General features: G+C 61.1%; 26 protein-coding genes and 1 pseudogene. 7 read left to right on the top strand and 20 right to left on the bottom strand.

What is annotated here, in order from left to right; all coding sequences use genetic code 11:
- Nucleotides 1-373: pseudogene (locus C6W55_RS09205) on the top strand (IS4 family transposase); the annotation flags it as partial.
- A gap of 103 nt (nucleotides 374-476) precedes the next feature.
- Complete coding sequence (locus C6W55_RS09200; protein ID WP_286892424.1) at nucleotides 477-1,307, top strand: aldo/keto reductase; 831 nt, start codon at nucleotides 477-479, stop codon at nucleotides 1,305-1,307.
- A 73-nt stretch (nucleotides 1,308-1,380) separates the two neighbouring features.
- On the opposite strand, the gene C6W55_RS09195 is transcribed toward C6W55_RS09200, so the two are convergent.
- The 9 genes from C6W55_RS09195 to C6W55_RS09155 all read right to left on the bottom strand — a co-directional run bounded on the left by C6W55_RS09195 (nucleotide 1,381) and on the right by C6W55_RS09155 (nucleotide 7,010).
- Nucleotides 1,381-2,097, bottom strand: a complete 717-nt coding sequence (locus C6W55_RS09195) for a YwiC-like family protein (protein WP_286892423.1) — start codon at nucleotides 2,095-2,097, stop codon at nucleotides 1,381-1,383.
- Nucleotides 2,098-2,225: 128 nt separating this feature from the next.
- A complete protein-coding gene (locus C6W55_RS09190; RefSeq protein ID WP_286892422.1) occupies nucleotides 2,226-2,603 on the bottom strand; it encodes a LytTR family transcriptional regulator DNA-binding domain-containing protein in 378 nt (125 codons plus the stop codon).
- 13 nt (nucleotides 2,604-2,616) lie between these two features.
- The gene (locus tag C6W55_RS09185; RefSeq protein WP_015253460.1) at nucleotides 2,617-2,742 is read right to left on the bottom strand and encodes a cyclic lactone autoinducer peptide; all 126 of its coding nucleotides are present in this window, start codon (nucleotides 2,740-2,742) and stop codon (nucleotides 2,617-2,619) included.
- On the bottom strand, nucleotides 2,739-3,272 hold the full coding sequence (locus C6W55_RS09180) for an accessory gene regulator ArgB-like protein (RefSeq protein WP_286892421.1): 534 nt from the start codon (nucleotides 3,270-3,272) through the stop codon (nucleotides 2,739-2,741). The genes C6W55_RS09185 and C6W55_RS09180 overlap by 4 nt, the downstream gene beginning before the upstream one ends.
- A complete protein-coding gene (locus tag C6W55_RS09175) occupies nucleotides 3,266-3,901 on the bottom strand; it encodes a hypothetical protein (protein WP_286892420.1) in 636 nt (211 codons plus the stop codon). Before C6W55_RS09175 ends, C6W55_RS09180 begins: the two co-directional genes overlap by 7 nt.
- A 169-nt stretch (nucleotides 3,902-4,070) precedes the next feature.
- Nucleotides 4,071-4,778, bottom strand: coding sequence for a DsbA family oxidoreductase (locus tag C6W55_RS09170; RefSeq protein ID WP_015253457.1), 708 nt, complete (start codon nucleotides 4,776-4,778; stop codon nucleotides 4,071-4,073).
- Between the two features lie 24 nt (nucleotides 4,779-4,802).
- Nucleotides 4,803-5,666: an NmrA family NAD(P)-binding protein gene (locus C6W55_RS09165; protein WP_213483489.1), complete on the bottom strand. Its 864-nt coding sequence runs from the start codon at nucleotides 5,664-5,666 to the stop codon at nucleotides 4,803-4,805.
- A gap of 206 nt (nucleotides 5,667-5,872) precedes the next feature.
- The gene (locus C6W55_RS09160) at nucleotides 5,873-6,514 is read right to left on the bottom strand and encodes an NAD(P)H-dependent oxidoreductase (protein WP_015253455.1); all 642 of its coding nucleotides are present in this window, start codon (nucleotides 6,512-6,514) and stop codon (nucleotides 5,873-5,875) included.
- 25 nt (nucleotides 6,515-6,539) lie between these two features.
- Nucleotides 6,540-7,010: a carboxymuconolactone decarboxylase family protein gene (locus C6W55_RS09155; RefSeq protein WP_286892419.1), complete on the bottom strand. Its 471-nt coding sequence runs from the start codon at nucleotides 7,008-7,010 to the stop codon at nucleotides 6,540-6,542.
- Between the two features lie 173 nt (nucleotides 7,011-7,183).
- Between C6W55_RS09155 and C6W55_RS09150 the strand changes: the two genes are divergently transcribed.
- Complete coding sequence (locus tag C6W55_RS09150) at nucleotides 7,184-8,089, top strand: sigma-70 family RNA polymerase sigma factor (protein ID WP_286892418.1); 906 nt, start codon at nucleotides 7,184-7,186, stop codon at nucleotides 8,087-8,089.
- Here C6W55_RS09150 and C6W55_RS09145 read toward each other — a convergent pair.
- Together C6W55_RS09145 and C6W55_RS09140 are read right to left on the bottom strand one after the other, a co-directional pair.
- Nucleotides 8,065-8,724: a response regulator transcription factor gene (locus C6W55_RS09145; RefSeq protein ID WP_286892417.1), complete on the bottom strand. Its 660-nt coding sequence runs from the start codon at nucleotides 8,722-8,724 to the stop codon at nucleotides 8,065-8,067. The two genes, C6W55_RS09150 and C6W55_RS09145, sit on opposite strands and share 25 nt — an antisense overlap.
- Nucleotides 8,725-8,899: 175 nt before the next feature.
- Entirely contained in the window at nucleotides 8,900-10,033 is a 1,134-nt protein-coding gene (locus C6W55_RS09140; RefSeq protein WP_286892416.1) for a sensor histidine kinase, read from the bottom strand.
- Nucleotides 10,034-10,212: 179 nt separating this feature from the next.
- Between C6W55_RS09140 and C6W55_RS09135 the strand changes: the two genes are divergently transcribed.
- The 4 genes from C6W55_RS09135 to sfsA all read left to right on the top strand — a co-directional run bounded on the left by C6W55_RS09135 (nucleotide 10,213) and on the right by sfsA (nucleotide 14,252).
- Nucleotides 10,213-11,148 (top strand): ABC transporter ATP-binding protein, encoded by a 936-nt coding sequence (locus C6W55_RS09135; protein ID WP_286892415.1) that lies wholly within the window; start codon nucleotides 10,213-10,215, stop codon nucleotides 11,146-11,148.
- Between the two features lie 12 nt (nucleotides 11,149-11,160).
- A complete protein-coding gene (locus C6W55_RS09130) occupies nucleotides 11,161-12,327 on the top strand; it encodes an ABC transporter permease (RefSeq protein WP_286892414.1) in 1,167 nt (388 codons plus the stop codon).
- The gene (locus C6W55_RS09125; RefSeq protein WP_213483496.1) at nucleotides 12,320-13,453 is read left to right on the top strand and encodes an ABC transporter permease; all 1,134 of its coding nucleotides are present in this window, start codon (nucleotides 12,320-12,322) and stop codon (nucleotides 13,451-13,453) included. The genes C6W55_RS09130 and C6W55_RS09125 overlap by 8 nt, the downstream gene beginning before the upstream one ends.
- A 91-nt stretch (nucleotides 13,454-13,544) precedes the next feature.
- Entirely contained in the window at nucleotides 13,545-14,252 is a 708-nt protein-coding gene (gene sfsA / locus C6W55_RS09120) for a DNA/RNA nuclease SfsA (protein ID WP_286892413.1), read from the top strand.
- Here sfsA and C6W55_RS09115 read toward each other — a convergent pair.
- The 9 genes from C6W55_RS09115 to C6W55_RS09075 all read right to left on the bottom strand — a co-directional run bounded on the left by C6W55_RS09115 (nucleotide 14,227) and on the right by C6W55_RS09075 (nucleotide 24,062).
- Nucleotides 14,227-14,499 carry a hypothetical protein gene (locus C6W55_RS09115; RefSeq protein WP_286892412.1) on the bottom strand — a complete coding sequence of 91 codons (273 nt, stop codon included), beginning with the start codon at nucleotides 14,497-14,499 and terminating at the stop codon, nucleotides 14,227-14,229. The two genes, sfsA and C6W55_RS09115, sit on opposite strands and share 26 nt — an antisense overlap.
- A 27-nt stretch (nucleotides 14,500-14,526) precedes the next feature.
- On the bottom strand, nucleotides 14,527-15,105 hold the full coding sequence (locus C6W55_RS09110) for a cupin domain-containing protein (protein WP_286892411.1): 579 nt from the start codon (nucleotides 15,103-15,105) through the stop codon (nucleotides 14,527-14,529).
- 207 nt (nucleotides 15,106-15,312) lie between these two features.
- Nucleotides 15,313-16,545, bottom strand: coding sequence for an MFS transporter (locus C6W55_RS09105; protein ID WP_286892410.1), 1,233 nt, complete (start codon nucleotides 16,543-16,545; stop codon nucleotides 15,313-15,315).
- A gap of 155 nt (nucleotides 16,546-16,700) precedes the next feature.
- Nucleotides 16,701-17,297 carry a TetR/AcrR family transcriptional regulator gene (locus tag C6W55_RS09100; RefSeq protein ID WP_286892409.1) on the bottom strand — a complete coding sequence of 199 codons (597 nt, stop codon included), beginning with the start codon at nucleotides 17,295-17,297 and terminating at the stop codon, nucleotides 16,701-16,703.
- A gap of 245 nt (nucleotides 17,298-17,542) precedes the next feature.
- Complete coding sequence (locus C6W55_RS09095; protein WP_483316358.1) at nucleotides 17,543-18,895, bottom strand: glycoside hydrolase family 30 protein; 1,353 nt, start codon at nucleotides 18,893-18,895, stop codon at nucleotides 17,543-17,545.
- A gap of 20 nt (nucleotides 18,896-18,915) precedes the next feature.
- Nucleotides 18,916-20,934 carry a beta-galactosidase gene (locus tag C6W55_RS09090; protein ID WP_286892408.1) on the bottom strand — a complete coding sequence of 673 codons (2,019 nt, stop codon included), beginning with the start codon at nucleotides 20,932-20,934 and terminating at the stop codon, nucleotides 18,916-18,918.
- 22 nt (nucleotides 20,935-20,956) lie between these two features.
- A complete protein-coding gene (locus C6W55_RS09085) occupies nucleotides 20,957-21,784 on the bottom strand; it encodes a carbohydrate ABC transporter permease (RefSeq protein WP_015253441.1) in 828 nt (275 codons plus the stop codon).
- The gene (locus C6W55_RS09080) at nucleotides 21,781-22,662 is read right to left on the bottom strand and encodes a carbohydrate ABC transporter permease (protein WP_286892407.1); all 882 of its coding nucleotides are present in this window, start codon (nucleotides 22,660-22,662) and stop codon (nucleotides 21,781-21,783) included. Before C6W55_RS09080 ends, C6W55_RS09085 begins: the two co-directional genes overlap by 4 nt.
- 92 nt (nucleotides 22,663-22,754) lie before the next feature.
- Complete coding sequence (locus C6W55_RS09075) at nucleotides 22,755-24,062, bottom strand: ABC transporter substrate-binding protein (RefSeq protein ID WP_286892406.1); 1,308 nt, start codon at nucleotides 24,060-24,062, stop codon at nucleotides 22,755-22,757.
- Nucleotides 24,063-24,143: the final 81 nt, after the last annotated feature.

Here is a 24,143-nt window from a genome sequence, read left to right as displayed (position 1 = left end):
ATGGGACATCGAGGTTTTCTTCAAGTGCGCCAAGTCGCTGCTGCGCCTGCAAAACGAGTTTCAGGGCCGTTCGTATGATATGCTCGTAAACCATACGACCATTGTGTTTTCGCGCTATATCCTGCTGGCCTGGCAGCATCGGCAAAGCACGGACGTGCGTTCGCTCGGCGGCCTGTTTTATTTGCTTTGTGACGAAATCGGCGCGGTGGACTGGGTCGCAGCGTTACAGCAATTGGTCGATTTGATCCATGAAGTCGCTGCAAAAGCAGGCAAAAAGCTTTCGGCGTTTATTCAGCGTCAACTCAAGGAGTGGATTGCTGCTCTGCCCAATTACATCAAGGCTTATCTGCCTATTTCATGCTGCGAAAGTTGAGTTAATATGACTAAAGTGAGCCGGTTTTCCGTTCTGGTCATTCGCGCGAAGGATGGTACAATGGAGAAGGAACGGACAATCTCGGAAAGGGAGGTCATGCGACATGGAAATCCGCAGTATTACCGACGCCGCGGTGCTGAACAACGGCGTCCGGATGCCCTGGCTCGGGCTCGGCGTCTTTCAGGTGGCGGACGGCGAAGAAGTGAGAAACGCGGTGCGTTGGGCCATTGAGGAAGGATACCGCTCGATCGACACGGCGGCGGGCTATCGGAACGAGACCGGCGTCGGCCAGGCAATCCGGGAGAGCGGCGTTCCGCGGGAAGAGCTGTTCATCACGACGAAGCTGGCGAACTCGGACCAGGGATACGAATCGACGCTGCGCGCCTTCGAGGAAAGCCGGCGCAAGCTCGGCGTGGACTACATCGACCTGTATCTGATTCACTGGCCGGGCCGGGACAAGTACAAGGAGACGTGGCGCGCCTTCGAGAAGCTGTACACCGAAGGCTACATCCGCGCGATCGGCGTCAGCAACTTCCAGATCCATCATCTGGAGTCGCTGAAAGAGACGAGCGGCATCATCCCCGCCGTCAACCAGGTGGAGTTCCATCCGCTGCTTACCCAGAAGGAGCTGCTTGCCTACTGCAAGCGCGAAGGCATCCAGCTCGAGGCGTGGTCGCCGATCATGAAGGGCAACCTCGACCTGCCGGTGCTGAAAGAGCTGGCGGCGAAATACGGCAAGACCCCGGCGCAGATCGTCCTCCGCTGGGATCTGCAGCTCGGCGTGGTCACGATTCCGAAGTCGGTCCGCCGTGAGCGGATTGCCGAGAATGCGGACATCTTCGACTTCGAATTGTCCGAAGAAGACATCCGCGCGATCGACGCGCTCAACAAGGACCACCGGTTCGGTCCGCATCCGGATGAATTCCTCTTCTGAGTCTCCGGGTTGGCATGATGCGTCAGAAAAAGCCGATGCCGTTTTCAGGCGTCGGCTTTTTGTTCGTTCCGGCTCAGTACGCCGCCCACGCGCAGACCAGCACCAGCACCGACCAGGCGATCTCGAGCATCCCGGTCGTCTTGACCGCGGGATGAAGACGCGGCATCACGGCGGCGCGGACCAGCAGCACCGCCGCGGCCGGGAGCAGCTCGGGCGGATACAAGAGCGCGACGACCGCAAGGAACGCCGCGTGATACAGGACCGAATACCAATAGAACGCCTTGTGGTGCTTCTCGCGGATCATCGTTTTCACATAGAAGATCGTCCCGGTAAAATAGAGCACGCTGAGCGCGAACAGTTCGAGCGCCAGCGAGGCGTCCGTCCCGTCTCCGACCCGGAAGGCAGCGAACGTCATCATGCTGAACAGGATGACGGCGGCCAGATCGTTCAGGAACGCCCGCTCGCGGTTTTGCTTCGCGAAGTACAGGTTGATCAGGATGAACGGCACGGCCAGCGGCAGCAGGGGCAGCAGTTCCGGCTCCAGGACCAGCAAGGCGGCGCCGACGGGCAGCAGCAGCCCGCCGTACAGCTTGAGCGGCCCGAGCCAGGCGGCCTTGCGCTTCGTCCGGATCCACTGAAGCGCGGCGTACGCGAACAGGTACGAGAGCAGCCAGGCGAAGAACAGCAGCGCGTGCTGCCACGCCGGGGCAGAACCGATGACGCCGAAGAGCAGCGGCAAAATCAGCATCGCCCAGGCGCCGTGCTGTTTCGGTATATAGACATTGCGCATGGGTACACCCGCTTTCTGACGGAAGAATCTTGCTTCCAGTATACCCTTGCGGACTTCGGGCCATTGTGACACGGGTCACGAAGCCGGGAAACAACAAGCAGGACCAGAAGCTGAAGCAGCCTCTGGTCCTACTCGTTTTTTCGCCCCTGTCTTTCCCTGAACAAATCCAGGATCCGTCTGTAATTTGTCGGTCTGGATACCGTCGCTTCCTTCCCTAGTTCACCGGGCTTGTCCCCCTCGAAATATACCTTGGCGTACTTCTCGTCAATCTCGATCACCTTGTCGATGTTGACCAGATTGCCGCGATCCGCACGCACGAAAGGCAAATTCAAGGCTTGCAAGACATTCTGGATTTTCTCCAGGCTGTCGAACGGAAAGTAGTAGACGTCATTCTTCGTATGAATCAGGATGCGGGTCTTGTCGGTGGTGAACTTCAGGATCTCCATGACGTCCAGCTCGACCAGACCGGATTTCCCGTCTTCGTCCCTTGCGACAACCAATTTCACAAGACCACCATCATTACTTGTTCAGAAGTTCGGCAGGGACTTTAGGCTGATTGCCCCAGATCCAGCTTGCCGTGCAGACGACGACAAGGCCTGCGCAGCCGACAACCGTCGCCAGCAAATGAAGGGCTTTTTTCTTCATCCTGTTTCACCGCCTTTCCTTGGTAATCTTATTAGTGATAGCACCTGGATAAACCAGGTGATCGCTAATAGCTGAGATTGGAACAAGAAGTTCGAAGCGACTAGTACTGTGGATCCGATTTTCAGGGCAGGGAAATATTTGGTCGGAATTCTAGTTTGTTCTTCAATTCTAGAAGGTGAAAAAATAATAGTCAATACCATATTGGCTATATTCAAGAGGTTTATATAAAAATTAGTAAGATCGATGAACGGCAATAATGCGGCCACTCCGGCCGAAACGACGATGCACACCGTAGCCGACTGGAAGTGATATCCTCCTGAAATGCTTCTCAGCAAACCGAACGCGAACAGCACTTGCATCGTTTCCCGATAGTTGCCGAACAACAGTCCCAGAATTGTCGCGACCAGCAAAGTAAACACAGTGTTTAGAAACAGGTGAAATCCGAATTGAAGCCGCGCTTCCGAATAGGGATGATCCGGCACTTCGCTTTTGAGCCAATGCGCCAGACGAAACGCAAGTCTCTCTACCATTGCGTCCTCTCTCTCCTCAATGCGATATAGATCAGGAACAGCACGATCACGACCGCGATCATTTCGACAAAGTACAGCCTGTTCTTGAGCAGGTGCAGGAACGAGAGCAGTATGAACGTCGCGACTGTTATTACCAAGATCAGCATGTTTTCATGCTTGACTTTAAAGTGTTGCAGAGAAAACGAAAACCCGTAGCCCAGCCGGTACAACAAATAACTTAACAATAAGACGGTGCATGAAGATACAGCCGAAAGAATGTAGTAACCTGTGCCGCCTGCCTGCACTTCGGCGACCGATGCAATGCCCGTGAGCTGCAAACCGTACAGGAACGCAGTCTGGACCAAAATGACCGATGTATACCCCGTTACCGCAACGATGAGCGAACCGATCAGCGAAATCCGCAGCGTATAGAAAATGAACAACGTGAACAACACCAGACCGATCATGGGTGTCCACGAACCCATATCGATTTCATGCCATATGGCATAGTTGAGCAGTGCCATCAGAACAGAGATGGGAACGATCTGCAGATTGTACTTCAGAATATTGAATCGAAACAGCGTGAACGAAACGGCAAAAATCGACCAAGTTTCCAATGTAGAGAACGCGATAAAGAGAATTTCATTCATTTATCCTGTCTCCCGTTCATCGCTTGTAATTTTTTGCAGACCGATATGGTCAATTCTGTCGATTATCTAAACTTATTCTTCATCAATTAAAATTTTCCTCTTTTGGGAATAAGAAAAACGAACCCTTTGAAAAAAGGAGTCCGTTTTTGCTTTACTGTCCATATGGTTTTTATTTATCCGGCTTGCAGGTGCCGTCTTCGCAGACTTCGCCGGATGCGTCGGATTCGGCCATGATGAGCGGATGCTCGTCTTGCCAGGCCCGCTGCAGGACGTCGAGAAACACGCTGTCCGGCTGCGCGCCCGAAACGCCGTACTTCCGGTTGATAACGAAGAACGGCACGCCCCGCGCGCCGAGACGGCTTGCTTCGATTCCGTCCGCCTCCACTTCGTCGGCGTGAGCGCCGGATTTCAGCATCTCCTCCGCCGCTTTGCGGTCCAATCCGGCCTGCTCCGCGATGTCGGCGAGCGTCCTGTGATCGGCCACGTTGCGGCCGCTGGTGAAGTACGCTTCGAACAGCCGCTCGATCACGTCCTGCTCTTTGCCGTGCCGTCCCGCGAACTTGATCAGCCGGTGCGCATCGAGCGTGTTCGACGGAATGACAACGCCGAAGCGGAAGTCGATCCCGACTTCCCGGCCCTGCTCCGCCACCCGCTGGTTCATCTGGACAGCCTGTTCGCGGCTGATGCCGAACTTGGCGGCCAGCACATCATACAGATCCCGTTCGGGCTCTCTGGCCGCATGCGGATCGAGCTGAAAACTGCGGTACTCCACCGTCACGTCATCCTTGTGTTCGAACCGGCTGAGCCCTTCCTCGAAACGGTGTTTCCCGATGTAGCAGAAAGGACAGGCCACATCCGACCAGATTTCGACTTTCATCGCTCCGCTCCTTTCCCGGGCCGCTCAGGCAAGCGCCCGCTTCACGACCGTTTCAAGCGGCGTCGTCTCCCCGATGAGCCGGGTCAGATCATCCGAGGTTTGCGCGAATTCGCCCTCGTCCAGCTGCGCGTAGAGCGCCGCGAACATGGCCGCGGCAGGTTCGGGCATGCCCCAACCCGCGAGAATCTTCGCGTATTCGGCGGCCGTCGCCGGTTTCAGCACCACCGGCTTGCCGGAGACGTCCGACAGAATCTGCGCCAGCTCTTTCATCGTCCACAGCTTCGGCGCCGTAATTTCGTAGATCCGGTTCTCGTGGCCGTCCGACATCAGTACGGCTGCCGCCGCCTTCGCCATGTCGGCCCGCGATGCCGTGTTCAGGCCGGCCGTCGCGATCGGCGTCACGAGGGCGCCGCTTTCCACGGCCTGGCGGAGCGATTCGTTCACGAACACTTCGGTGTAGAACGTGTTGCGCAGGAACGTGTACGGAATGCCCGACAGGCGGATCATGTTCTCGGTCGTCCGGTGCAGCAGGCTCAGCGCGAGGGGACTCTCCTGGGCCCGGAAAATGCTCGTGTACGCGATATGCGTGATGCCGGACATCTTCGCCGCCCTTGTGACCGTCGCGTGCTGCAGCGCCCGCAGCGTCTCGTCGCTTGCCTCGGAGCTCGAGACGAACAGCAGCTTGCCGCCGCCTTCAAAGGCCTTCAGGAGCGACGCCAGATCGTTGTAGTCGCCGTGCCGGACTTCGACGCCCTTCTCCGCCAGCCATGCCGCCTTCTCCACATTGCGCGCGACCGCTATCAGCCGGTCCGCCGGCACTTTCTCCAGCAGCGTCTCCGCCGCGATCCGGCCCAATTGCCCCGTTACGCCGGTTACGATAATGCGCATCGTTCACTCCGCCTCCTCGTGAAAGTCTATGTTTAATATGACACTAACTTTATTATAGTGACTTCACATATTAAAATGCAAACGGTCTGCGGCGAGGCTGCAGCGTGATGTGCACGTTGCAGCCGTCCACAGGCCAGGAGTGAGGCTTCGCGCGGCGCTGTAACGTGGCATGCACGCTACGGCGTTCCGGCGAGGCCCGTACCGATTCAGAAATTCAGCGCGATCTCTCGCGCGCGGCGGAGCGCCTCCTCCCGGATGGCCGACGCCCGTTCGGGGACGGCTCTCATCCCCTCCACATAGAGGCATTCCACATCGGTAATGCCGACAAACTCCATGATGACCCGCAGATGGCGATGCCCCATCTCCAGCCGTTCGTCCGGCGAGCCCGGCGACAGGAAGCTGCCGCTCGCCTGGATGTGCAGCGCCTTTCGGCCCGCCAGCAGCCCGACCCGGCCGACGTCCGGAATGTACCGGAACGTCTTGCCCGCGATGCAGAAGGCATCGATGTACCGCTTCAATGCCGGCGGGTACGAGTAGTTCCAGGTCGGCGTGACGAACACGTACTTGTCCGCGGCGGCGAACTGATCCGCCAGTTCGTTGATGCGCGCAATCTTCGCCTGCTCCTCCGCGGTCAATTCTCCGAAAGCGATGCCCGAGCCGAGCTTCTCCCAGCCGGCGAAGACGTCGGCGTCGAGCTCCGGGATGTCTATCGCGTACAGATCGAGCCGGATGATCTCGTCGTTCGGCTTCGCGTCCCGGTACGCCTCAAGGAACGCTTCCCCCGCCGCCATGCTGCAGGAAACGTCGGGACCGAACGGATGAGCCGTAATGTACAGCAAGGTAGCCATATTCCGTCCCCTCACCGCCGTATCGTTAATTGGCGGCCGCGACCTGCCGGGTCGCGACATTGAGCCGGTTGTATAAATTCGCCGTCGCGATGCCGGCGATGAGCGTCGCCAGCGCCTGACCGGCGTAATGGCGCTCGGCCTCCCGGTAAATCTCGTCCGGCACCGGGTCCGGCCGGTCGGCGATGCGGGCCATCGCCTCGCCGAGCGCGAGGGCCGCCCGCTCCGCTTCGGTGAATCGGGCGGAATCCCGCCAGCCCGCGACGGCCATCACCCGCTCCGGCGTCTCGCCCGCCTGCAGCGCGTTGCGCGAGTGCAGCTCCACGCAGACGCTGTCGCCGTTGATCCGGCTCACCCGCAGGTAAACGAGGAAAAGCGTCCGCTTCGGGATGCCGGACTGTTCCGCAGAAGCGAACAGCGCGCGGCCGAGCGCCTGCAGCGGATCGGCCAGATCGGGCACGAGCGCCACGGGACTTGCCATGCGAGGTTTCAGCGACATGTTCAATCCACTCCTTGATCTTCCGGAATATGCGGGCCCTGATCGAGCCCTGCACGAAGATGACGGAGCGGACGGGGCGGAATGTGACAACCCGGAGATCTGTCACATTGGCGGTTTCTTTTTCGTCAGTCATAATGGAGGGAGTATCACTTCATGCGGGAAGGAATGTACGGATGATCGCACAAGAACGGCTCGCGGAACAATTCGAGGCGCATTGCCGGCATCTGCTGGCCGCGGCGTATCGCATGCTCGGATCGCTGAGCGAGGCGGAGGATGCGGTGCAGGAAGGGTGGCTCCGGCTCTGCCGCGCGGAGACCGAAGCGATCGAAAATCTGGGCGGCTGGCTCACCCGGGTCGTGTCGCGGGTCTGCCTGGATATGCTGCGGTCGCGGAAAAGCCGGCGCGAAGAGCCGCTGGATACGCACCCGGCGGAAACGTATCCCCTGACCGAAGACCGCGGCGGGCCCGATCCCGAGCGGGAGGCGCTGATGGCCGAATCGGTCGGCGTCGCGTTGCTCGTCGTGCTGGACCGGCTCAAGCCCGCGGAGCGCGTCACGTTCGTGCTGCACGATATTTTCGGCATGCCGTTCGCCGAGATCGCGCAGGTCGCAGGCAAGTCGGAAGCCGCCGTCCGGAAGCTCGCCAGCCGGGCCCGCCGCCGGGTGACCGGCACGGCTCCGCGGGATTCGGCCGACCTGGCCGGCATGCGCCGGCTCGTCGACGCGTTCATCGCCGCGGCGCGCGCAGGTGACTTCGATGCGCTGATCGCGATGCTCGACCCCGACGTCACGCTGCGCGACGACACGGACGGCGGCGCGCGGATCACGCGCGGCGCGGAAGCGCTCGCCCGCCGCATCTGCGGCCGCGCGCTGGCCGCCCAGACCGCCGTCGTGGACGGCGTCATCGGCGCCGTCGCCGCGCCGCTGGGGCGCCTGGCCTACGCGCTCAAGTTCGATATCCGCGGCGGAAAGATCGCCGCCGTCGAGCGGATTGCGGACCCGGCGCGGCTCGCGGCGCTCAGCCTTGACGTGCCGTTCGTCCAGGCGCCATCACGCTACTCCGCGCTCTCCCGCAGATAGAAGATCGCGATCTGCGTCCGGTCGCGCAGCCCCAGCTTGCCGAGAATTTCGGTGATGTAATTCTTCACCGTGCCTTCGCTCAAGAAAAGCGCCTGCGCGATCTCGCGGTTCGACAATCCGTCGGCGATCTTGCGGACGATCCGCTGCTCGGCGTCGGTCAGGCCGAAGTCGGCCAGTCGTTTCCGCCCGGACGGAGCGGCTTCGGCGCCGCCGGCATGCAGCATGCCGGCCAGCTTCCGCGCGACATCCGGATGCATTAGCGTATGGCCGGCATGCACCGCGCGGATGCCTTCCGCAATCGTGTCCGGCGGGACGTTTTTGAGCAGGTAACCGCCGGCGCCGTACTTGAGCGCCTTCACGATATATTCATCATCGTCGAACGTCGTCAGGATGAGCACCTTGACGTCCGGCGCCGCCTCGCGGATGAGGCGCGTCCCTTCCACCCCGTCGCACACCGGCATGCGGACATCCATCAGGACGACGTCGACCTCCCCCGGGTGCTCCCGCACGAACCCGACCGCCTCCTGCCCGTCGGCGCAGACGCCCGCCACTTCGATATCCGGCATCGTGCCCAGTATCAGCCGCAAACTCTCCCGAATGAACGGATCGTCATCCGCCACCAGTGTCCGAATCATCAAGCATCCCCTCCCTCCCTCCGCTGCCGCATCCGTCATTTATCGAAAAAACACCGCAAGCCGCACCACGGTTCGCCGTTTTACCGCCTGCCACTCCATCGTCCACCGAAAAAACACCGCCGCTCCATCAGACCGCCTTCGCTCCGCACCGCCAGCCCTCCGAAACGGCTGACCGTCACCGCCGCGGCAAAATCGTCCGCACGGCGAACCGCTCGCCGGCGATCACCTCAAGCCGGCCGCCAACGAGCCGCGTCCGCTCCTCCATGCCGAGCATTCCCAGCCCCTTGCGCAGCTCCCCGCCTTCCGGCACGGCCCCGTTGTTGCTGACCGTCATCCGCAGCTCCTCCGGCGCGTATTCGAGCTCGACGGTCACCTCCGTGGCCTCGCCGTGGCGAAGCGCGTTCGTGACCGCCTCCTGCGCGTTGCGGTACAGCACGATCGCGTCGCTCGGATAGAGCGGATAAGACGCGCCGACCGCCCGGAACCGGACGGCGGCGCCGCTCGTTCCGGCCAGCTCCCCGATCAGCGTCTCCAGCGAATATTCGCCGCGGGCCGCTTCCGCCGGCTTCAGCCGCCGGACGGTCGACCGCAGCGCGTCCATCGCGCCCGCGAGCTGATCGCGGACTTCCCTGACCAGGTTCATCGCTTCGCCGCGGCCGCCGTCGATGCGGATCGCCGCTTCGAGCATCATTTTCAGCCGGATGAGGCGGTGGCCCAGTTCATCGTGCAGATCGTGGGCGATGCGGTTCCGCTCTTCGAGCTGCGCGAGCTCTTGCACCTTCGATGCGTAATCCAGCGCCGTGCGGCGGGCTTCCTCCAGCTCGCGATTCCGCGTCTGCAGCTGAATGTACAGCGCCTCGATCTCCCCCCGGTCGACCGCCGTCTTCCGGATATGCATCAGGAGCAGCACAATAGCGGCATAAGTCAGATTGGCCGCCGTAAGCAGCTCGACCGTAAAACGCGTCCAGGCCGCCGCGTTCATCGCGATCCCCGCGAGCGTCGCCCGCTGAAGGAAATCGTCCGAACGTTCCGGCGGGGTGTACAGCGCCGCGGTGACGGCCAGCGGCAGCAGCCCGCCGTATTGCCAGCCATACGCCGCAAGCGCCACCGTCTCCAGCAGAAACGGCAGCGGAAACGCGCGGAAGCCTTCGCGGTTTTCGAACCGGTCGCGCAGTCTCATCACCAGCAGCAGGACAAGCAGCAGCATGACATACAGCGCCTCGTCCGTCACGCGATCCGACATCAGGATGGAAGCGACGCCCGCAACGACGACCGTCAGATAACGAAGCATGAGATAGGCTGCGTTCAAGGATACCGTACCTTTCCCGTCTCGTTGCTCCCATTATAGCACGAGTCGGCGCGGGTGACGGCGCGCACCATCAAAGGTGACTTTCGTCATCCCCGCTTCATGACTTCATCCACCTGACCGGACGCCTCCGATTGCGCTACGCTGGAGTCAAACAGAACCGCATGCAGGGAGGAAACACGATGAGTCTGGTTCGACTGCGCCAAGTGGTCAAACGATACGGCACGAAGCTGTCGGTCGATCATCTGTCGCTGACGATTGAACGCGGCGAAATCTTCGGACTGCTCGGGCCGAACGGCGCGGGCAAAAGCACGACGATCAAAATGATCTGCGGCCTGCTCCGCAGCGATCAGGGCGAGATCGAGGTCGACGGGGAGTCGGTGCGCCGCCATCCGCTCTCGGTCAAATCCAAGATCGGCATCGTGCCGCAGGAGATCGCACTCTACGAGCATTTGACGGCGGTGGAGCATCTGCGCTTCTTCGGCAGACTGTACGGGCTGCGCGGCAGGCAGCTCCAGGAGCGGATCGACGAAGCGCTCGCCTTCGTCGGTCTGACGGGCCACCGGAACGAGCGTCCCGGATCGTTCTCCGGCGGCATGAAGCGCCGGCTCAACATCGCCTGCGCGATCATCCACCAACCGAAACTGATCATCATGGATGAGCCGACCGTCGGCATCGATCCGCAGTCCCGCAACCACATCCTCGAATCGGTTCGGGAGCTGAACCGGCGCGGCGCCACCATCATTTACACGAGCCACTACATGGAGGAAGTCGAAGCGATCAGCACGCGGGTCGGCATCATCGACCACGGCAGACTGATCGCGCTCGGCACCATCCGGGAGCTGCTGATGCAGGTGGAAGAACAGGAGAAGCTCGTCATCGAGACGGAAGGCCTGACCGATCTGGCGGTCGAGGAGATCAAGCGGCATGCGTCCGTCCAGCGGGTGGAGCGCCGGGACGGCGTGCTGGAAGTCTATCTCCGGCACGCGCAATCGTACCTGCAGGACATGCTGTACATTCTCGCCAAGCATGAGGTGCGCATCGCGTCGCTCCGCAACGAGACGCCGAACCTGGAGACGCTGTTCCTGACGCTCACCGGCCGCAATCTGCGGGACTAGGAGGTACGGACGATGCGAACGATCGGAACGCTCATACACCATGAACTCCGCCGCATGATACGGGCCAAGGAGACGTTCTGGCTGCTCATTTTCATGCCGCTCCTGCTCATCTTCATCCTCGGGAACGCGCTGTCGGGCTTCTTCGATCTGGAAGACCGCGAGGTCGATCCGATCGAAGTCGGTCTGGTCGTGCTGGACGAAGCATCGGACGACATGGCCGGGCTGCTCCGCACGGAGGAGATGGCGAAATGGCTGTCCGTCCGCGGGTTTCCGGACAGGCAGCAGTTGCTGGACGCGCTGGAAGACGGGGAGATCGAATACGGCGTGGCGGTGCCGGAACATTTTGCGGAGAATGCGGCATCGGGCAGCGCGGCGGTCTGGGAACTGTATCCCGGTAAAAATGGAGACCGCAACCTCGTGGCGGAGAGCGTGATCGGGGGGCTGCTCGACCGGATCAACTTCGTCCAATCGGCCGCGGCCGCGCTCGGCAATCCGCAGGCGGCCGAAGCCGCCGCCCGGGGCGCATCCGGCGCGGAAGGCTCTTATGTGAACGTCACGGCGCCGGACATGAGCGGGCGCGACTACTCGGCGCTGGAATATTACGCCGCCCAGATGCTCGTCATGTTCCTGCTGTACTCCGGCATGGCCGCCGGACTGTCCATCGTCGATGAGAAAGAGTCGCGCACGCTGAACCGGATTTATGCCGCGGCCGTGAAGCCGATTCAGGTGCTTGTCGGCAAGATTGCGGGCAACGGGCTCGCCGCGTTCGGCCAGGCGCTGGTCATTATCCTTTTCACCTCGACGGTGTACGGCGTGGACTGGGGAGACCGTTACGCGCATCTGCTCGCGGCCTGCCTGCTCACCGTCATCGGGTCCGTCAGCCTGGCCGTCATCGTCGCCGCCTTCACGAACCGGGCGCGCACCGTTCAGGCGATCTTCATCGCGCTGACGATGGTGATGACGTTCCTGAGCGGCGGCTTCTCGAGCGAAATCGGCGACTTCCTGGAACGGCTGGGCACATTCACGTTCAGTTACTGGGCGTCGCAGAGCTTTATCCATCTCATCCTGAACAGCGCGGATTCCATCGTGCAGGAACGGCTGACCGTGCTCGGCTTGATCGCGGCGGGGCTGTTCCTCATCTCGGCCTTGCTCGGCAGAAAGGCGGTGTCCCATGAATAGCTGGTTCATTGCCGCAAATCTGATCCGCAGAACGATCGGCAATGTGAAAGGATTTCTGCTCTTCATCCTGATGCCGGCCGTGATCGTCTCGACGATGACCGGCCTGGTCTCCTCGTCGGGCGACGGCAAGTCGGCCGTCGGGTATGCCGATCTGGACGGCAGCGAGCTCTCCCGCTATGTGCTCCGGGCGCTGGAGCAGACGGGACGCTACGAGCTCGTCCAGGCGGAGACCGACCGGGAAGCCGCTGACATGGCGGCGGATCGCGACGTCTCGGCGAGCTTCGTGATTCCCGCCGGTTTCGAGGCCGGCTGGCTGGCCGGACAGAAGCCCGAACTGGTGCTGATCCGGCTCGCCGTCGACGAGGCGTCCGTGATGCTGGAGCTGGATCTGGACGGCATCGCCCGCAATGTGGTCGACGCGGCCGCCGCGGCGGAACAAGCGGGAAGCGGAGATGTCCGGCGCGATGCGCTGGCGGTGCTGGACCGGCATCTGCAAGGCCTGGTCGGCAGCGTGAAGATGAGTGAAACGCGCGACAACTCGTGGAACTACCTCGGCATCGGATTTACGCTCATGTTCCTCATGATCCTGATCAATCAGAGCGTCTCCGTCATCGCCGAAGACCGCCGCAACCAGACGATGGCGCGCGTCTATGCGGCGCCGGTGCAGAGCTGGCATATTGCGGTCGGCAATTTCTTCGGCAGCGTGTTCATCGGTACGCTGCAGGTGCTCGGCACCTCCGCCCTGTCGCACCTGGTGTTCGGGTACGACTACGGCGTGCCGGTCTGGATGGAGCTTGTCGTGATGGAATGCTTCATTCTCGCGTCGCTCGGCATCGCCAGCGCGGTCGCCGGATTTATTCGCACGACGAACCAGCTCAACATCATCAACAACCTGATCATGACGCCGACGTGCATGCTCGGCGGCTGCTTCTGGCCAATCGAATTCATGCCGTCGTTCATGCAGAAGCTGGCGAACTTCGTGCCGCAGAAATGGGCGATCGAAGCGATCAACCTGGGCGCCGACGGAGCGGCGCCGGCCGAGCTCGCCCTCCCGCTCGGCATCCTGCTGCTCTTCGCGGCGGTGCTGCTCGGCTTCGGCACGGCGGTGCTGCGTCCGGCGAAGTAGCGAAGCAAGCGCGCACGATGCGCCGCGGACGGGTTATAATGGCGGTGAGCATGATGGGATGTGCAATTTCGCCAGGGGGGGACGCGGGTTCATGCGGTACAGCGGGATTCGGGACGGCCTTTTCATCCGGAGGATCAACCGTTTCGTCGCCGAGGTCGACATCGACGGAAGCACGGAGAAGGTGCATGTGAAGAATACCGGCCGGCTGGCGGATTGGCTCGTGTCCGGGCGCCGCGTCGCCCTGGCGGAAGCCGGCCGCGACCAGCCCGGCCGCAAGACCCGTTACTCCCTGATCGCCGCGGAGCGGCAGGGCGGATGGGTGAACATCGACTCGCAGGCGCCGAACGCGGTCGTCCGCGAGGCGCTTCAGGCCGGACGCATCGTTGAGCTGCCGTCCGTCCGGTCGTTGCGCGGGGAGGCGGCGTTCGGCGGGTCGCGCTTCGACTTTCATTTCGATGACGGCGTTCGCGAAGGGTTCATCGAAGTGAAAGGGGTGACGCTGGAACGCGGCGGCACCGCCCTGTTCCCGGACGCCCCGACGGCGCGCGGCGCCCGGCACCTGGAGGAGCTGGCGAAGGCGGCGGAGAGCGGATATGCCGCCTTCGTCATTTTCCTCGTGCAGATGGAGGGGTGCCTGCGGTTTGCGCCCCATGAAGCGGAGGACCCGCGCTTTGCCGAAATGTTGAGGCAGGCGGCTCGGGCCGGCGTGCGCATCCTGGCCTATGACTCCGTCGTGTCGGCGGACGAGATCGTCATCGGCGGGCCGCTGCCGGTTACAGGCGTCCTCCCGCCTCCCTGAGTCCGCGGCGGGCCTGCCGCCGGTATTCGCCGGGCGATTTGCCCGTCCATTTCTTGAACGCGTTCTGGAAGGCGCTCGGTTCGATGGACACGCCGCCCCTGATCAACCGGTGGATGTACGGGCACGCCGGCCACAAGGTCATGAAGCGGAACATTCTGTAATTCTGCGGCATCCGCCCCGTCAGGGTCACCGAGATCGGCCCGGTGCGGGGTTCGACGGAGCAGAAGCGCAGCGCCTGGTTGGACAAGGCGGAACGCCTCGGCGAACGCCAGGCCTAGACGGACGGTTCGTGGGCGGCCTCCGCCTCGGCCTTCGTGCGATGGACCGTGCCGAACCGGTGCTCGGGCGGCGCGTAGATGGTATACAGCTTCAACGGCCGCGGGCCGATGTTCGTGACGTTGTGCCAGGTGCCGGCCGGAATCATGATGGCGTCGTCCTCGGACACGCGCCTTGTGAAGTTGAGGTTGTCTCTCCGGGGACCCATTTGCACCAGGGCGAATCCTTCCTCAATCCGGATGAACTGGTCGACATTCGGGTGCACCTCGAGGCCGATGTCGCTTCCCGGCTCAATGCTCATCAGGACAACCTGCAGATGCCGTCCCGTCCAGATCGCTCTGCGGAAGTCGGTATTCCATTCGGCGGCCTTTTCAATGTTGATCACATGGGGGTTGCCGCCGTAATCCCGCAGATCGGGGCGCTGCCTGTCTTCCTGCCGGCCACCGCCGGAGCTGCCGGAGCCTCCGCAGAGACACGGACGCTCGTACGCCGGATAGGCCGGGTAGAACCCGCTGTAGGACCATGCATGCGGCCACTGCACGCCATAGTAGGGATGATGAGAGAAATAATAGGCCAATCTCGCTCACACTCCTCGGTTAACAGGGATTGGTGTCGGAATCTGCAAGCATCGTATGCATCTGCCCAGATGGGTGTGAGCGGAGATGGAAAATGCACCACATATGCCGAGACCTGCTCCATCGCCCCGGATCTGGTGCAAATGTGCACCAGGTCGGGCCAGCTTGCCGCCGATTATGCCGGCACGCGCCGCCAGCCGCTCATGCCGTTAACCCTCCACCGCGCTCCCGGCCGCGGTCTGCGCCGCCGGCGCGGTGAACCGCATCCGCGACGCGACCAGCGCACACACGATGAGCAGCGCCGCCGCCAGGCCGTACGCGCCGAATAGCGTCGCCTGCTTCACGAGCAGTCCGGAGCAGCCGGTGCCGATGAGCAAGCCGGCCATCATGAGCGGCAGGATGATGCCGTTCGTCCGCCCGATGTAGGCCTCCTCGACTTCCTTGATCATCAACGCGCTGAGCACGACCTGGAAGAACGTCATCGTCACGCCGGTCAGCAGCCTGACGCTTCCCGTCAGCACCGGCCACAGCGACAGCACTTCGACGAAGGTGCCGATGCCGAAAATGACGAGCGTCCACGGCACGATCCGGCTTCTGTGCCGGTCGACCCAGCCGGAGAGCCCCGCCGCCAATCCGCCGCCGATCAGCAGCCCCGCACCCTCGAGCATTGCGAACCATTGCACCGCTTCCTTCTGCAGCCCGAGCCGCTCCATGATGACGAACACATCAAGCGGCGCGACGATGCCGGAGGAGATGCCGACGAGGAGGAACATGACGGCCGCCAGCTTCAGCGTATGGTGCCCGGTCACGTAGCGGAAACCGTCCCTGACGTCCTTGAGCGGCGAACTTTTCGGCCCGCCGTCCTGCACGCGCGGCGTGGAAGGCAGCAGAAGCTGCACGGCCGACGCCGCCGCGAACACGAAGGCGAGCGCCGCAAGCGACCAGTCGATGCCGAGGCGGGTATAGACCAGGGTGCCGACCATCGGCCCGATGATCATGAACAATGCCGACATGCTCTGGGTGAAGCCGATCGCCGCTTCGACATGCTGCTCCGGCACATGCCGCTTGAACAGCACCGCCGAGGAAGGCTGCGAGAACTGGCTGACGACGGCGGACACGACCGTGGCCGCGAACGCGGCCTGCCACCACCCGGCCGCCACCATACCCAGGATGGCCAGGACGGATACGGCGCTCAGCGCGTCGCCGATGACAACGGTCCGCTTCGGATTCCACCGGTCCGCGAACGTGCCGCCGATCAGCGAGAAGACGAAGATCGGCAAATATTCGAACGTGGTCAGCAGCGCGACGGCCGCCGGATTGTTGTTCGTCTGCTCCATGATGTAGAACAGCAGCGCCATGTTCCGGATCCAGATGCCGGCCTGCTGCAGCAGGTCTGCGCCGGCCACGACAAGAAACACGCGGTTGCGGATCAAATGTGCCATGAGGCATTCTCCTTTTGCCCAAACATGTAATCCGACCGGTCAGTTTAATTAAAGGCGGACCAACGCGCTGCGGGCAGGCAGCGGCGTCCGCGCGTCGACACCTGCCGGTGCGGCGTGCCGGCGCCGGCGACAGCCGCGGGCCGGAACCCGCCGCCCTACTTCGCGCTGATCCCGCGGATGAACAGCTCCGCCGCTTTCCGATAGATCGCCCGCGCCCGTTCGCGGGGCACCTTCTCGTAGTAGGTCATGCCGAGCCCGCCCATCGTGCTGGCGAAAATATACGTCAGCTCCGCCGGATCGTCCCGCTTGAACTCGCCCGAAGCGATGCCCTCCTCGATGATCGACTGGATGACGGGATATTGCATCTGCACGAGCTCGATCATTTTCTCGAACGTGCCGGTATCGACGCCCTGGCTGGTGAGGAACTCGTCCACGACTTTCAGGAACGGGTCGTCGAAATCTTCCAGCCAATAGTCGGCGAGGGCGTACAGCTTCTCGACCGGCGTCATGCCCGGCTGCAAGATTTTCTGCCAGCCTGCGATCCATTCGACCGTCTTCTGCTCGAAAATCTCCATGAGCAGCTGATGCTTGCTCTTGAAGTGGTAGTAGATGCTGCCCTTACTCACGTTCGCGTGCTTGCGGATGTCTTCCATCGATGCCGCGTTGTACCCTTTGCGGATGAACAGATCCCTGGCGCCTTTCAGGATCTGCTGCCGCGTGCGCTCGGTTTCTTCGGCGGTTTTCCTGGCCACTGTTTTGTCCGCTCCTTAATAATCTGACCGTTCGGTTTAATTAATGTATACTACAGACCCGCCGTCCGGCGCAAGCGGCCAACGCGGCAGGTCCCGGGATTTCCGCAGCCTTGCGCAGCGTGGCTCCGCAATCCCCCAAGACTGCCGCTGTTCCTGCGGCTGCGCGTCCCAACCAAAAATGAAAAGCCGCACACGGGTACGGTCTCCCGTTCCCTGTACGGCTCTTCCCCTGACTCCCGCAGGCATCATCCCGGCAGCACGATCGTGTTGAACGACTCCGGTTCCATCTCGAACACGTGCACATGCGCGCCGTCCGACAGCCGGAGCGTGCGGGCGTCCTTGAACGGATTGGAGATGACGACGACCCGTTCCCCGTTCGGCGCTGCGAAAGCGATGGCGTTGCCGGTCCACATGCCTTTGAGCCCCAGCCGAACCGAACCCGGCGCGACGAAATGCGAGTAATGCTTCATGACGTAATACTCCGGATTGAACACCGGCTGCGCGGTCTCCGGATCGGCGGTGATCATCGCGTTCTGCTCCCAGCCCCACGTGCTGCGGCCCTTCGGCTCCAGCACCATGTTCCAGTAAACATAGCTGCTTACGCCGTTGAAGAAATAATGCTGGAACAGATTGAAGACGTACCGGGCGTACTCCCACGTGTTGTTGCCGTCGCCGCATTCATTCTCGGTCTGCATGTAGCGCAGTTCCGGATAGCTGGCCACCGTGCGCTGGATCGCGTTTTTGCCGGCCCACTGATAACCGACGCCCTTGATGTATTTGTACGCCCCGGGGTCGCTGAGCACAGTGTGGGCATAGTCATCGTAGTCCGTCGATATTTTTTTGGTGTAGATGTCCCACATGTCCGGCGCGTTGATCGTGCCGAGCCAGATCTCGGCTTCAATCCCGTGCCGCTCGAAGGCCGGCCCCAGATAGTCGCGGATGAAATCGCGCAGTTGCTCGCTCGTCCAGACGCAGGACGGGAACTTCTGGTCCGCGACCACTTCGTTCTGCACGTGGATCTGGTGAATCGTGATGCCTTCTTCCCGATACGCCTGGACGAACTTGACGAAATAGAGCGCGTAAGCCTCCAGAATCTCCGGCTCCCATCGCAGCGTGCCGTAGTTGTAGGCCCGCGGATGCTTCATCCACGTCGGCGGGCTCCAAGGCGAAGCGAACAGCTTGAGCCGCGGATTGCGTTTCAGCGCTTCCCGGATGTACGGGATCAAGTATTTGCGGTCCCGCTCGATCGAGAAATGCGCCATCGCCAGATCGCCGTCGGTCTCGTTCAGGCTGTACCATTCGAGCGCATAATCGCTGGCCCCAATCGGCAGGCGGCACAGGTCGAGCTTCAGTTCGCCGTCGGGCGCGAACAGCGCGTCCAGCACCCGGTTCCGCTGCGCCTCGGACAGCCGGTTCAGGGCGACAAAGCCCAGCTCGTTGAAGCAGCCGCCGAACCCTTCAACAGTCTGGAACGTCTCGCCCGTAATCGTCAGGTTGGGATCTCCGAAATCCGCCGCCTGCTCACCGCCTCCGACCGTCTTCTCCTGCCACATCGCCTGTCTGGTGCTTGAATACCACCGAATCTTGCTCCGGTCCATGTCCGGCCCCCTCCTTGCGTTCAGTCCTTCCCTTGCTGCTCTTCGAGGATCAGCACGCCCCACGGTTCGATCGTCACGCGCTCGCCCGCCCGCACCGTCCGCCCGGACAGCAACTCGACCGCATCGGCGTGCGGATAATCGAACGCCGCGGCATCGCCGGAATAATTCAGCACATAACGGATGACGCGCCCGTGCCGGTTCACGCCGGATTTCGCAATCAACGGGAAGCGCAGCTCCTGATCCTTGCCCCACAGCCCGGCTTCCTTCACGGCCTGCTCCAGCAAGCCGGCCATGACCGCTTCGCCGGCCATGCATCCGATATAGTAAGCGACGCCTTCGCCATAGCGGTTCCGGGTAATCGCCGCATAGCCGCCCCAATACGGATGATCGTAATACGCCAGCACTTCCGCCGTCGTCGGCTGAATCAGCTCCATCCATGACTCGATGCCGTGCCCGTCCCGGCCTACGCCGAACGGTTCGCCCTTGAGCGCCACGCCGTTCGGCTCGACGAACAGGCTGTAGCCGATGCCGCAAGCTTCGCCGATGATGCCCGGCTGCACGCTCGTCCTGACCTTCAGGCACTCGTCGGAAAAACCGCTCTTGAACGTATAGACGACGTGCCCGCCGCCGGCCGCATACGCATTCAGACGATGCAGCAGCTCATCCGGAGCGGCGTACAGCGCCGGGACGACGATGAGCTTGTAGCGTTCCAGATCCTCGCTGCCGGGATGGATGAAATCGACGCCGACGTTCATCTTGTACAGCGCGTCGTACATCCGCCGGACGATGTCGTTGTATTTGATCTTCCCGCCGGGGATCGGGAACCAATCCAGCGCCGTCAGCGACTCGTTGCTGACCAGCATGGCCACCCGGTTCGTGATCTTCAGATCCGCCAGCCGGTCGGACAACCGCTCGAAATCCCGCCCGATCGTCTGCGCTTCCCGGTAGACGCGATTTGGCTGAAAGTCGTGGCTGAGCAGCCCTTTCCAGTACGTCTCGAACGAGTTGTGGATCGAATGCCAGTGCCAGTAGGAAACCATTTTGGCGCCCGAAGCGAGATGGCTGAACGCCTGCAGCCTGAGCTGTCCCGGATAGGGTACCCATTGGGGGAAGCCTTGCGCCTGCGTCTCCATCACGAGATAATTCCCGCCCCCGGCCATCGAACGGGCCATGTCGCCGCAGAACGAAATCTCGGCGCCCGTAAGCTGATCCTGCGACGGGTGGTAAATATCGACCGCCACGACGTCGAAGGGACGCGCCGCCTCGAAATGGTCCACATCCGGCTGCACGCCGTAAGAATACCCGCGCCATTCAAAATCGAAGTTCTGCGTCACGAACTGGTCCGGCCGCTTGTATTCATTCACGATGCCGACCTGCCAGGCGAGAAAATCCGTGACGAGCTTTCTCTGGAATTTCGCAAATTCCGCCCCCAGGCTGCCGTTGATCGTGCCGATGACGGAGGGGAAATCCTCCCAGCTGTCCACGCGGTTGCTCCAATAGTCGAGCCCGAACCGGCGGTTGATCTCGTCCAGCGAGCCGAACTTCTCGCGCAGGTACTTCACGAACTGCAATTGCACATTCGGCCCGGCCGTATGGTAATGTTTCGTCTCGTTGTCCGTCTGGTACCCGATGACCGCCGGATGATCCTTCACCCGCTCCAGCAGCTTGCGGATGATGCGCTCGCCGTAGTACAGATACGCCGGATGCGTGATGTCCATGATCTGCCTGGGGCCGTACTTGCCTCGGCCGCGCGGCGTCTCCGCCAGCACGTCGGGATATTCCTTCACCAGCCATGCCGGCACCGCGTACGTCGGCGTGCCGACGATGACGCGGATGCCCGCTTCGTGCATCGCGTCCAGCACCCGGTCCACGGAGCTGAAATTAAAGACGCCCTTCTGCGGCTCGTACGTGCTCCACGTCGATTCGGCGATCCGGACGACGTTGATCCCGGCTGCTTTCATCATCTCGATGTCCTGCTGCAACCGTTCATAAGGCATATACTCGTCATAATAGGCGACACCGTACAACAGCCGGTCCATCAAACCATCCTCCCCGTCCATTCTAGCCTTTGATCGCGCCTTCCGTGATGCCTTGCATGATGTACTTCTGGAAGAACGCATAGAAGATGACGACCGGAATCGCCGTCAGCACCAGCGAAGACAGGATCAGCGACCAGTCGTTGTTGTACTCGCCGAACAGCATGCTCGTCGACAGAATGAGCGTGTACCGCTGCACGTCCGTCAGCATGAGCAGCGGTAGCAGGAAGTCGTTCCAGATCCAGAGCAGGTCCAGAATCGCGATCGTGACCGTAATCGGCAGGAGCAGCGGGAAAATGATCCGCGCGAACGTCTGCAGCTCGCCGCACCCGTCCATGCGCGCCGATTCCTCCAGCTCCCGCGGCACCGACTTGACGAACCCGTGATAGAGGAACACGGCCATGTTGACCCCGAGGCCGATGTAGATGAACGCCAGCCCCCAGGTCGTGCCCTGGAAACCGAGATTTTTGGCCATCCGGGTAAGCGGGATCATGATCGAGTGGAACGGCACGAGCATCGACGCGATGAACAGGAAGAAAATGAATTGGCTCAGCTTCCCCGGCGTGCGGGACAGCTTGTAGCCCGCCAGCGACGCGCAGACGATGATGCCGGCGATGCCGATCACCGTCACGACCACCGTGTTCAGCGCGCTTTGCAGCATGTTGATTTCGTGGAAGGCATTCGAGTAGTTTTCAAAGTGCAATTTCACCGGAAGCGTCAGCACCGATTTGAGCATCTCGCCCTGCGTCTTGAACGAGTTGACGACCGCCATGTAAATCGGAAACACCGCATACGCCGCGCAGACGGCCAGGAAGAGCGTGATCGCCAGATCGCCGTATTTTCGCCGTTTCACGCTTCCACCTCCCGTTTCTTCAGCACGCTGACCTGGATGACGGTAATGATCAGCACCATGAGGAACAGAATGATGGCCTTGGCGCTTGCATAACCGTAGCGGAAGTTGTTCGAGAACGCTTCTTCATAAATGTTGAGCGCCATGACCTGGGTGCTTCTGCCCGGTCCGCCGCCCGTCAGGCCGTACACGACTTCGAACACTTTGAATGCGCTGTTGAGCGTCATGAACAGGCAGATCGTGATCGCATGGGTGATCATCGGCAGCGTCACCTTGAAGAACGTCTGCAGCGGCGTCGCGCCGTCGATCATCGCCGCTTCCTTCACCTGCTCCGGCACGCCCTGCAGCCCGGCCATGTAAATGATCATCATATAGCCGACGCCGTTCCAGAGCGAGACGGCCAGAATGGAGAAGAACGAAAACTTCGGATCGCCGATCCACGACTGGTCCAGAAACGTAAGACCCGTTTTGACCGCAAGCTGGGGCAGCACCTGGGAGAAGACGAACGTCCACATGAAGGCGCTGATGATGACGCTGATCATGTTCGGCATGAAGAAGATGGTGCGGAAAAAGGTTTTCAGCTTTTTTCTCGATTCAATGAATACCGCGAACAGAAGGGCAAAAACGTTCTGCAATACCACCATGAAGAGAACATATTTCAGCGTGAACCAGATCGAGTCCGTGAAGTACCGGTCGTCCCGCAGCGCTTCGACAAAGTTGCTCAGGCCGACAAAACTGTAAGTGCGGTTCAACCCGTTCCAATCCGTAAGACTGTAATACATCCCTCCGAAAGTGGGAATCAGGAGGAACACCAGATAACAGATGAAGGCGGGCGCCACGAACAACAGCAGAGACACGGTGGATTGATATTTTTTGATCATCTTGAACGCTCACCTTTTCCGGGTGGTTTCGAGAAACAAAGACAGCGCGAGGCTGTCTTTATTTCCCTTATTCCGCTTGCGGGCCCAACCGCTTATTTGTTGATCTTGTTGAAATCCTTCCATGCTTTGTCCAGCGAGGAAATGACGTCATCCTGCTTGGCCTGGCCGGTGTAGTATGCCTGCAGCACTTTGCCGGACTCGTCCTTGACGGCCTGCGGGATGGACGGGTCCTGATAAGCCTTGCCGGCCTTCACATATTCGGCTGCGTCGTTCACCCACGGATAGCTTTCGAACGTATGGTTCTTCGCCACCGGGTTGAACTTCAGGCTTTGATAGAACTCGTTCGTCACCTCGTCATCGAGGATGAAGTTGATGAAATCAAGCGCGACGTCCTTGTTCTTGCTTTCGGGCGACACGACGAACGTCGTCGACGTCGACAGGTTGATCATGGTCGCTTCCGGATTATCGTTGACCGGCAGCGGCGCGACGCCGATCTCGAAGTTCTCGTCGGCCGACAGAATCGTCTCCGCATGCCACGGCCCGTTCACCCACATGGCCGCCTTGCCTTCGGCGAATTGGGCCGAACCTTCGTCCGGACCGATCTCCATGGCGCGGTCGGTGCCATTGGCGTTGACCAGATCGATGATTTCGAACATGCCCTTCATTTCGGAGAACGAGCCGTTGTCCTGGTACATCCGGTCGATGAAGTCCTCGTTTTCCGAATTCGTCAGAGCGCCCACCGTCAGCGGCACGAACAGCTGCGGCATCCAGGCTTCCTTGTAGGTGAGCAGGAACGGCGTAATGTTGTTTTGCTTCAGAATTTCGATCGTTTCCTTCATTTCGCTGATCGTCGTCGGCGGCGTCAGGCCCAGATCGGCGAAAATTTTCTTGTTGTAGAGGTAGCCCCACATCAGCGTTTCCATCGGCACGCCGACCACTTTGCCGTCGATCGTGACGGACTCCTTCACGCTGTCGAGCAGCTTGTCGACGAACGGCTGATCCGACAAATCTTCCAGATAGCCCGCCTTGTAGAACGTCGGAATTTCGTTGATGGCATGGACGGTGAACACGTCCGGCGCATCGTTGGAAGCGAGGCGGGTTTTCAGAATTTGCGGCGCATTGTCGGCGTTGGGCATTTCAAGCTGGATTTTGACGTCGATGTTTTTCTCCGCTTTCTCTTTCTCGACGAACTTCTGGATGAAAGCGTCATACTCGTCCTTCAGACGGGGCTGCGGGATGAACAGCTTGAGCGTAACCTCGCGGGCCTTCTCGCCCTCTCCGCCCCCTTGCGACGATGAGGAAGAAGAATTGCCGTTGTCCGCATTGCTTCCTCCGCAAGCGGCCAGAAGCACGCTCATCAGAAGGAGCAGGCTTGCCACAACCAGGCTGCTTTTCTTCATTTCCGGTGACCTCCCTGTTTGATGTATGGTTGACTGCATGTTCCAGTATAGAAGCCGGAAGCGGTCACGTAATTCAAGAAA

Origin of the sequence: Thermobacillus sp., assembly GCF_003390775.1 — a bacterium.
GTDB lineage: Bacteria > Bacillota > Bacilli > Paenibacillales > Paenibacillaceae > Thermobacillus > Thermobacillus xylanilyticus.
This window is presented reverse-complemented; position numbering and strand designations above follow the sequence as displayed.